The sequence below is a fragment of the Pseudomonas sp. S37 genome (assembly GCF_016658545.1).
Lineage (GTDB): Bacteria > Pseudomonadota > Gammaproteobacteria > Pseudomonadales > Pseudomonadaceae > Aquipseudomonas.
The window spans coordinates 19,701-29,113 of the sequence record NZ_JACVZC010000081.1 but is presented as its reverse complement, the minus strand read 5'-3'; the positions used below and the strand labels follow the sequence as shown (position 1 = coordinate 29,113).

Sequence of the window (9,413 nt, the reverse complement as noted above, 5' to 3'; positions counted from 1 at the left end):
CCTGTAGGCGCGGCCTTGCGGCGCGATGGGCCGCAAAGCGGCCCCGACAGTCTTGCATGATGCACAAATCCTGGGGCCGCTGTGCGGCCCATCGCGACACAAGGCCGCTCCTACAGGGGCCTCGACAAGCCTGCAAATCAGGCCGTTTCGGGATAGCTGTACTCGAACACCCGCACCACCTCGGAGGCATGCCACGACGCCGCCTCCATGCCATCCACCGGCCCGGTGAAGCGACCCAGGCGCTCCACGCATTCGAAAAAGCCGGTACGCGGCAAACGGCTGGCGCCCTGGCTGATCACCAACGAGCTGCGCAAGGGCTGCTCGGCACGGGCATCCAGCACCGCCAGGTATTCCAGCGCGGCGGTCAGGGTCTGCATGGCCGGGCTGGGCAGTTGCAAGCGCTCGATCAGCGCGCGATAAGTCAGCAAGTGACGTTGACGACGGGCCAGGTCAAGCTCGCCCAGCAGGTTATCCCAATGCTGACGGCTGATCCTGACCTGGCTCATGATGGCTCGCTCCAGCCTGCCACCCCCAAATGCCAGGCCAGGGCACGGCGAATGGCCGCATCCGGCTGGCGCTCGCCCGACTCGATCATGGCCAGGTACGCCGGGCTTACCCCGACATTGCGCGCCAGCTGCTCAGGGGCGATACCCTTGGCCTGGCGGATCTGTGCCACTTCGCTGAACGCCGGCAACGGCGCAGCGGCAGCAACTGCGGCCTGTTCGCTGACAGCAGCCTCGGCCGGTGCCTGCCCTGCGGCCTTGAGCAGCGCCTGGTACTGTTCCCAGGGAACGACGGCGTACTCGGGCTGACCGTCCCGGCTGATAACCTGAATACCCATTACAAACCCCTTTAAAAAGGATTACAGCATGTAATCCGTAGGCATAACCCTTATGCCAATTATATTACCAACTCCGGGGTCTGTGCAGTTACGGTGCGGTGCTGGCCGGTTTCACGGCGTGTTGCGTTCCAGGCGTAGCGCTTCCGGGGTGGCCGGCAGGCGCTCGACCACGCGCAGCCGCTCGGGGGCCTGGCTGTCGCGCCAGGCCTTGAAGCGCGCCAGTTCGTCGGCCACGGTCTTCAGTACCCACCCCAGTACCGCGATGTCATCCAGAAAACCCACGCCCAGCAGCCAGTCGGGGATGGCATCGATGGGGCTGACGAAATACAGCAGGCCAGCCACGATGGTGACCAGCGCCTTGGGGCTGATGGCGCGGTATTCGCCACGCCACCAGGCCAGGCACAACGACTGCAATAGCTTTACATCTTCACGCAGTTGGCCGATGCGCGGGCCTTTGCGCGCCACGGCAAACAGCAAGGCCGGCAACCGGCCGCGGCTGAGCAGGCGCTCGGCCAAGGGCAGGAAACGGGCGAAATTCCAGGGTGCGCTCATGGAGCCTCCGAGAGGGAAAAGGTTATCCACATTTATTGTGGATAACCTTGTGAACAGGGCGAAGTTTCTGACCCCGGGTGCCTGCCAGGCAAGGGCCCCGGTCAGATCGGGCGTTTTTTACACAGTCGTTTCACACGGTGGCTACCTGCACCGCAAACGATTTGCGTCAGAAGCTTCCTACTTCTTCACACTGCATTTCCTCGGACAGTATCAGCAGTTGCAGGTTCGTCCAATCGCCACAAACGAAAACGCCCCGTAAGGACGGGGCGTTTTCAACAACCAGCCAGATTACTTGGCAGGTGCTTCGGCAGGGGCTTCAGCCTCAGGCTCGGCGCCTTGCAGCTGGGCCGGGTCCTTGATGGCGATCAGTTCCAGGTCGAACACCAGTACCGAGTTGGCCGGGATCAGCGGGCTTGGGCTTTGCGCGCCGTAGGCCAGTTCAGCCGGGATGAACAGCTTGTACTTCTCGCCAACGTGCATCAGTTGCAGGCCTTCGACCCAGCCCGGGATGACACCACTGACCGGCAGGTCGATCGGGCTGCCGCGCTCGACGGAGCTGTCGAACACCTTGCCATCGATCAGCTTGCCTTCGTAGTGGACAGTGACCACGTCGGTCGGCTTGGGCTGCGGGCCGTCGGCCTTCTTGACCACTTCGTACTGCAGGCCCGATGCGGTGGTGACCACACCTGGCTTCTTGGCGTTTTCTTCAAGGAACTTCTTGCCGGCAGAAGCCGCTTCTTCGCTGGCCTTGGCCAGGCGTTCTTCAGCGCGTTTCTGCAAGGCGGTGAAGGCCTCTACCAGCTCTTCGTCCTTGATGCGCTGTTCTTTCTTGCCAACGGCGTCTTCGATGCCGAGGGCGACTGCTTTCGAATCAAGGTCTTCCATGCCTTCCTGAGCCAGGCTCTTGCCCATGTTCAGGCCGATTCCGTAGGAGGCTTTCTGCGCCGGAGTCTTCAGCTCGGGGCTGCTGGCCTGTTGATCACAGCCAGCCAGTACCAGGCCAACCAGGGCAACCGCAGCCGCCAAACGATGCTGTTTCATGTGATTTCCTTGTTCATGCGCCATAAGGGCAATCAGGGTAGAAGCCGCGAGCTTATCAGGCGTCCCCAACCCATGGCTACCGGCATAAGAGCCAGCAAACAGGGAATAGTTCCACAGCCTTGCGCGCGGCAGAAAAGCCTTAATTAGTGCAAAAGATCATTCGTTACGCTTTGTATCGACCAAGATATACCATAACGCTATCATCTGCCGCTTTCAGGATACTGGCGCGGTAGCGGCCAGGCTATCTAGAACAGGCTTTCGGGATGCACAATGAGATGGGATGGAGCAGTCACCTTCGGTGATTACTGGCTGGGCTACACCGGCAATACCGACCAGACTGCTGCCCATGCCCACGTCGCCATCCAGCTGTGCATCGGCCTGCGCTATGACATCACGGTGGAGTTCGGCAAACAGGTCCTCACCGCGCCCGGGGTACTCATAGGCCCTTCCGTCGACCACCGTTCACGGCCCAACCCGGACCGCGTCGCCTTTCTCTACTTCTACCCGGATGCTCCCCTTGGCCGCGCACTGAAAGCCTTGCTCGACGACAGTGGCAAAGCCGCCGTCAGCCAGGACATCGTCGACTGCGTGCGCCACGCCGCCAACTTCCACGAGGTGGTGGCGGCGCTGGAACTCAAGCTGGTTCCCCCCGAAAGCTTCGACCCCCGACTGTCCAATGCCCTGCACCTGCTGCGCCAGGATTGGGCCGGTATCGGCGCAGTATCGCGTGCCGCCAGCGCGGTGGGCCTGTCCAGCCCGCGCCTGCGTTTTTTTGCCACGCGGCAGATGGGCGTGCCGCTGTCGCAATGGATCATCTGGCGCAAACTCGAACGCGCCTGCCACGCCCTCGCCCACGATGCCAGCCTCAGCGATGCCGCCATGGCCGGCGGTTTCGCTGACCAGGCCCACCTCACCCGCATGATGCGCCGCATGGTCGGCATGTCGCCCAGCCGCGTCGCCATGGTGCTGCGCAATACAAGCGATTCGTTCAAGAATCCGCAGTTCTAAATCGCCATCATCCCCTCCAGCCCGCGCCAAACGGGGTCTCCACCACCCGGCGCAGGGCCGCTTGCCGGCCGCCTTTTACCCAGGGCACACAGGTCGGCTTTTTTAATCGTTCCGGTCCTTGGCCCCCTTGCGGCTGCCAGGCAGACGAGCGCCATGGCACATGCCACTTCATCAACCTAGCGAGCAAGGAGTGCTAGCCCATGTCAGGACCCTCACGGCTGACCGTTTTCCTTACCGGCGGTGCCGGCGTACTGGGCGATACCCTGATCGACCAACTGGCCGACCGCTACCACCTGGTCTGCCTGACCCGTCGCAGCAGCATCCGCCACCCTGGGGTCGAAACCCTGCGCGGTGACATCTGCCAACCGAACCTGGGCCTGTCCAGCGCCGACTACCTGGCGCTGACCAAGCGGGTCGACTGGGTCATCCATTGCGCGGCCATCACCCGCCTGGACGGCCACGCCGAAGCGGTGTTCTCGGTCAACTACCAAGGCACCGAGCAGGTGCTGGCATTTGTCCGCGACGCCGACGTGCCGCTGTACCACATCAGCACCGCCTTCACCCACCCGTGCGACTACCACCCCGGGGTAATGCCTTCGACCCCGTACGAAGTGGTCAAGCGCCAGGCCGAAAGCCTGGTGCGCGATGCCGGCGTACCGGTGTCGATCTTCCGCCCGTCGATCATCATCGGCGACAGCCACAGCGGCCACATGCCCATGCTGCAGGGTTTTCACCTGACCATGGGGCTGATGATGTCGGGTTACCTGCCGATCATCCCGTGCCCGGAGGACGGGCGGGTCGATGTGATCGCCCGCGACGTGGCGGCGGCCGGCATTGCCAGCGCCCTGGACCAGCGCCTGATCGGCGACGACTACTTCCTCAGCAACGGCCCGCAGGCGCTGGACATTCGCACCCTGCTCGACCTGATGTGCGCGGAAATGCACGACCAGGGCAAGCCCTTCCAGCGCCCGCGCTGCATGAACCCGGACATCTACGAACGCCTGGTGCGCCCGGTGTTCCTGCCGGCCCTGGAAGAGAACATCCGCGCCGCCCTCGGCCGCGCCACCCAACTGTGCCGCTACGCCAGCCTGTTGCAGCCGCTGCCCAGTTCGCTGGAGCAACTGCTGCCGGCCCAGCACCTGGCCATGCGTTCGCCACGCCAGGAACTGGCCCTGACCCTGGCGCGGCTGTCGCCCAAGCTTTCGGCCATGCAACGCATGCTGAAAATTCCGGCAGCGGGTGAAAGCCGTGGCGAACTGGCCATGGAGGCATAAGACGATGAACAGCTTCACTCCCCTGCCCGAAGGGCTCGACGCCGAGCGCGTGCGCGCGCAGTACCGTGACCACGTCAATGCCGGCTACGCCCGCCTGGCATCGATGATGAACCTGCCGATCGAGGTGGCTGGCGAAGGCGTGTACTTGTTCGACATGGACGGCAACCGCTACCTCGACGCCGGTGGCTATGGCGTGTTCCTGCTTGGCCATGCGCACCCGCAGGTGGTCGAACAGGTCAGCCGCCAGCTGCACAGCCACCCGATGGCCAGCAAGCTGATGCTCAACCCGTTCCAGGCCCAGGCCGCCGCCGCACTGGCTGCGCTGTGCCCTGCCCCGCTGCAGTACGTGTATTTCTGCAACTCCGGCACCGAAGCCACCGAGGCTGCCCTGAAGCTGGCCTGGCTGAACGGCTGCCAGCAAGTGATCTCGACCCTGGGCGGCTACCACGGCAAGACCCTGGGCGCGCTGGCGGTGACCGGGCGCGACCTGTATCGCTCACCGTTCGACGACCGCCTGGGCCACAGCCACTTTGTGCCATTTGGTGATATCGAAGCGCTGCGCCAGCAGCTGCAGGCGCAGCCCGAACGCGCCTGTGTGATCCTTGAACCGGTGCAGGCCGAAGCCGGGGTGATCGTGCCTGCGCCCGGCTACCTGCAGCAGGTGCGGGCGCTGTGCGACCAGTACGGCGCAGTGCTGATTGCCGATGAAATCCAGTCAGGCATGGGCCGCACCGGGCGCTGGTGGGCCTGCGACCACGAGGGCGTGGTGCCGGACATTCTGCTGGTCGGCAAGAGTCTGTCCGGTGGCTGCGTACCGGTCAGCGCCATGGTCTGCACGCCCGACATGCAGGCACCGCTCAACCGCAACCCGCTGATGCACACCACCACCTTTGGCGCCAACCCGCTGGCCATGGCGGCGGTGATGGCGACCCTGCAGGTGATGCAGCGCGAACAGCTGGTGCCACGCGCCGCTGCCTTGGGGCAACGCCTGCAACTGGGCCTGCAAAACGTGCTCGGGCAACACCCGCGCGGCGCCGAAGTCCAGCTGCGCAGCGCCGGCCTGTTGCTGGGCCTGGAGTTCGCCGATGCCGGCTTGGCGGCAAACATGGTCATGCACCTGATCGACCAACGCATCGTGGTCAACCATTCGCTCAACGATCACCGGGTTATCCGCCTTACACCGCCGGCCCTGTACAGCGACAGCGACGTTGAATGGCTGCTCGGCGGTTTCGCCCGCGCCCTTGCCCGTACCTTTGAATAGGACACCGAAATGAAAGAAGTCAGCCTGGATGCCCATGTTCCCAGCCAGAGCGCCGAACAGGTCTACGCCGCCATCAGCAACTTCAGCGTCTACCCGCAGTTGTGCGAGTCGGTGCGCAACATCGAGATCGAAGCGATCCATGAGCACGAGGTGCTGAGCAACTGGGAGGTGAACTTCCACAGCGGCATTCTCAAGTGGCAGGAACGTGACGTGTTCGACCCGGCCAACCTGCATATCCACTTCCGCCAGACCGCGGGCGACATCGACCACTTTTCCGGCTCGTGGCAAGTCAGCGAAACCGCCGAAGGCGCCAGCATCGCCTTCCGCTCCTGTTTCGACCTGGGCCTGCCGATGCTGGCCGACATGCTCGACCCGGTCGCCCGCCAGGCAATCCGCGACAACATCAGCGCCATCATCCATGGCCTGTTCCCGAACAGCCAGATCAAGGATTGATGCCATGCCCCTGTCACTCCTGCACAACGCCCGGCAAACCCTGCAACGCTTTGCCCCCGACTTTGCCAAGCTGCTGACCGAGCTGCCGTTCGAACAGCGCGAAGCCGCCGGCAGCCCGGTGGTGGACTGGTTCAAGCATACCGGCCCGGTGGCCTTGCTGGTGCCCAAGGCTGGCGGCGGCCTGGGTGCCAACGCCCGCGAAGCGCTGCACGTGCAACTCGCCCTCGGTGCCTTGTCGCCGTCGCTGGCGGTGGCCAGCACCATGCACCAGTTTTCCGTGGCCAGCCTGGTGGCGGTGGCCGGCAACGGCGCAGGCGCCGAAGGCTTGCTGTTGTCGGCCATCGCCCAGCAACGCCTGCTGCTGGCCTCGGGCTTCGCCGAGGGCGTGCCCGGTGGCGGCATCCTCGATGCCGGCATGGAAGCGGTACAGCTGGCCGACGGCGTACGCCTGAGCGGCAGCAAGCAACCGTGCAGCCTGAGCAGTTCGATGGACCTGCTGACGGCCAGCTACAGCCGCGCCACCGAGCACGGCGAAGAACTGATGATTGCGCTGATCCCCGCGACCGCACCCGGCATCAGCCACCACCCGTTCTGGGGCAACAGTGCCCTGGCCGCGGCACAGAGCCTGGAGCTGCGCCTGGAGGACGTGTACGTCAGCGACAAGATGATTTTCTCCGCCGGGCTGAAATCGCAGCTGGGCGACGTGCAGACCATCGGTTTCATCTGGTTCGAGCTGCTGATCAGCGCCAGCTACCTGGGGGCCTGCATGGGCCTGGTGGAATGGGCCATCGAAGAGCGCCGCTGGAGCGACCAGCAACGGGTGCAACTGGCCTGCCAGCTGCAACTGTGCCTGAGCGCGCTGGAGGGCCTGGCCCACGAAGTCGATCAGTTGCAAGGCAACGCCGACGACTTGCTGGCACGCCTGCTGCTGACCCGCTACGGCATCGAACAGCAACTGGCCAGCGCCTCCGACCTGGCCCACCAGATGCTCGGCGGCCTGGCGTTCATCCGCTCGAACCTGGGCTGCGACTGGCTGGCCAGTACACGTGGCCTGCAATTCCACCCGCCCGGCCGTTTCAGCATGACGGCCAACCTCGACCGCTACCTGCAAGGCGCCACTTTCAGCATTGCCAATGGAGTCACCCTGTGAAACTGCTCAACAAGATTGTCGTCATTACCGGCGCGGCACGCGGCCTGGGCCTGGAAACTGCGCGCAAGCTCAAGCGCCAAGGGGCAACCGTGATCGGCATTGACCGGCTCGAACCGCACACGGCCCTGAACTTCGATGCCTACTACCTGCTCGACCTGTGCGACCGCGAGCGCCTGGATGAAGCCGCCGCCTCGATCCTCGAACGTTTCGGCGACATCGACATCCTGGTCAACAACGCCGGGGTGCTGACCCTGGAGCGGGGCGAAACCGGGGTGAGCGATGACGTGCGCCGCGCCCTGGAAGTCAACCTGCTGGCACCCTGGCAGCTGACCTCGCGGTTGCTGCCGGCACTGCTGCGCAAGCGCGGCAAGGTGGTCAACGTGTCTTCGCTGTTTGCTTTGGTGAACGCGCCTTACGTCGCCGCCTACGCCACCAGCAAGCGGGCCATGAGCGCCTATTCGGATGTGCTGCGCATGCAGTACCCCGGCCAGCTGGACGTGGTCACGGTGTTCCCCGGTTTCATCGACACCGCCATTCACGACCCGGCCGAGCGGGTCGGGCTGTCGGTCAAGCGCCTAGTGAGCTTCAAGCGCGGCGAGCGTGTGCTGCTGTCGCTGGAAGAAAAACTCGACGACGCCAGCAATGGCCTGGTGCGCGCCTGCACCCAGCATGGCCTGCGCAACCGCGGCCTGACCTTCCTCGGCAGCGTGGCCATGTACACCGCGCGCTGGCTGCCGAGCCTGGTCGATGCCTTCATCAGCCTGCGCCTGCGCAGCCTGAGCAAGGCCGGGCAACTGGCGCTCAAGCCCGAACTGATCGACTGAGGCCGGGCCGATGACGCAACTGGCACTGGACAAGCCCACGCTACGCCCGGCACGCAGCCTGCTGAAACCGTCGGCGCTGGAAACCACCCTGGTGGTCGGCTATGCGTTGCTGCTGTTCGCAGCACCGCTGGCGCTGCTGGTGGTCACGCTCGAACAGGCACCGCAGGCATGGCCGCTGGTGTTGCCGCTGCTGCTGCTGGCCGGCTACGGCCTGTTCCTGCAGGGCATCCTCGGCCACGAGGGCTTCCACTTCAACCTCAGCGACAACCGCCTGTACAGCTGCCTGCTGGCGGTGCTGCTGAGCTCGATGCTGACGGGCTTCTGTGTCACCGGCTACTTCGTCGACCACTGGCAGCACCACCGCTACAACGGCGGCCCCAAGGACCCGGACTGGCGCCTGCTGCGGCGCTACCGCCTGGCGCTGACCCGGCTGCTGCTGTCGCGCCTGCATGCCACCGCCTGGTACCTGCTGCAAACCGTGCGCCTGGCATTGCCCGGCGCCAAGGTAAACGGCGCGCTGCCGCTGCCGGATGGGCAGATCCGCTTGCTGGCCAGGGCCAACCTGGCCTGCCAGCTGCTGTGGCCGGCCCTGTGGCTGCTGCTGGCGGCGAAGTGGCCGCTGCTGCTGCCGGCGGTGGCCGGGTGCCTGCTGCTGGCGCTGCTGGTTTCGGCGCTCAACGCCTATCAGGAGCATGCCTTTGACGCCAGCGTTGCGCTGCCGGTGGCGCGCTCGCGCACCGCCCGCCTGAGCACCCTGTTGCACCTGGGCTCCAACTACCACCTGGAGCACCACCTGTACCCGCGGGTGCCGTGCTGGCGCCTGCCGCGCCTGCACCGGCAACTGCTCGCCAGCGGTTGGTACGAAGGCCGCCAGGCGCTGCTGGAACCGCGTTTCTTCGGCGCCTTGCGCTACTGCAAGGCACGTTTCCCCTATGCCGGCGCCTGGCAAGCGATGCCACCGCCAGGCAGCCCCGGGCAGTGATTAACGCCCGGTGAGCAACCCCCACAC

The 9,413-nt window shown here is 65.0% G+C and carries 11 protein-coding genes; 7 read left to right on the top strand and 4 right to left on the bottom strand.

All coding sequences use genetic code 11. The annotated features are described in order from the left end of the window. Positions 1-137: 137 nt before the first annotated feature. From IAE39_RS20685 to IAE39_RS20670, 4 genes are all read right to left on the bottom strand, one after another. On the bottom strand, positions 138-506 hold the full coding sequence (locus IAE39_RS20685) for a hypothetical protein (protein WP_003252539.1): 369 nt from the start codon (positions 504-506) through the stop codon (positions 138-140). Then, a complete protein-coding gene (locus tag IAE39_RS20680; RefSeq protein ID WP_201205994.1) occupies positions 503-841 on the bottom strand; it encodes a helix-turn-helix domain-containing protein in 339 nt (112 codons plus the stop codon). Before IAE39_RS20680 ends, IAE39_RS20685 begins: the two co-directional genes overlap by 4 nt. A gap of 111 nt (positions 842-952) precedes the next feature. After that, positions 953-1,393, bottom strand: coding sequence for a YkvA family protein (locus tag IAE39_RS20675; protein ID WP_201205992.1), 441 nt, complete (start codon positions 1,391-1,393; stop codon positions 953-955). A 288-nt stretch (positions 1,394-1,681) separates the two neighbouring features. Continuing rightward, positions 1,682-2,434, bottom strand: coding sequence for an FKBP-type peptidyl-prolyl cis-trans isomerase (locus IAE39_RS20670; RefSeq protein ID WP_201205990.1), 753 nt, complete (start codon positions 2,432-2,434; stop codon positions 1,682-1,684). Positions 2,435-2,704: 270 nt separating this feature from the next. On the opposite strand from IAE39_RS20670, the gene IAE39_RS20665 reads away from it, so the two are divergent. The 7 genes from IAE39_RS20665 (at position 2,705) to IAE39_RS20635 (ending at position 9,386) form a co-directional block, all read left to right on the top strand. After that, positions 2,705-3,442 (top strand): AraC family transcriptional regulator, encoded by a 738-nt coding sequence (locus tag IAE39_RS20665; RefSeq protein ID WP_201205988.1) that lies wholly within the window; start codon positions 2,705-2,707, stop codon positions 3,440-3,442. Between the two features lie 200 nt (positions 3,443-3,642). After that, positions 3,643-4,716, top strand: a complete 1,074-nt coding sequence (locus IAE39_RS20660) for an SDR family oxidoreductase (RefSeq protein ID WP_201205986.1) — start codon at positions 3,643-3,645, stop codon at positions 4,714-4,716. A 4-nt stretch (positions 4,717-4,720) separates the two neighbouring features. Beyond that, complete coding sequence (locus IAE39_RS20655; protein WP_201205984.1) at positions 4,721-5,977, top strand: aspartate aminotransferase family protein; 1,257 nt, start codon at positions 4,721-4,723, stop codon at positions 5,975-5,977. Positions 5,978-5,986: 9 nt separating this feature from the next. Further along, a complete protein-coding gene (locus tag IAE39_RS20650) occupies positions 5,987-6,430 on the top strand; it encodes a type II toxin-antitoxin system RatA family toxin (RefSeq protein WP_201205982.1) in 444 nt (147 codons plus the stop codon). Positions 6,431-6,434: 4 nt separating this feature from the next. Beyond that, positions 6,435-7,580 carry an acyl-CoA dehydrogenase gene (locus tag IAE39_RS20645; RefSeq protein WP_201205980.1) on the top strand — a complete coding sequence of 382 codons (1,146 nt, stop codon included), beginning with the start codon at positions 6,435-6,437 and terminating at the stop codon, positions 7,578-7,580. Continuing rightward, positions 7,577-8,404, top strand: coding sequence for an SDR family NAD(P)-dependent oxidoreductase (locus IAE39_RS20640; RefSeq protein WP_201205978.1), 828 nt, complete (start codon positions 7,577-7,579; stop codon positions 8,402-8,404). The genes IAE39_RS20645 and IAE39_RS20640 overlap by 4 nt, the downstream gene beginning before the upstream one ends. 10 nt (positions 8,405-8,414) lie before the next feature. Next, on the top strand, positions 8,415-9,386 hold the full coding sequence (locus IAE39_RS20635) for a fatty acid desaturase (protein ID WP_201205976.1): 972 nt from the start codon (positions 8,415-8,417) through the stop codon (positions 9,384-9,386). Positions 9,387-9,413: the final 27 nt, after the last annotated feature.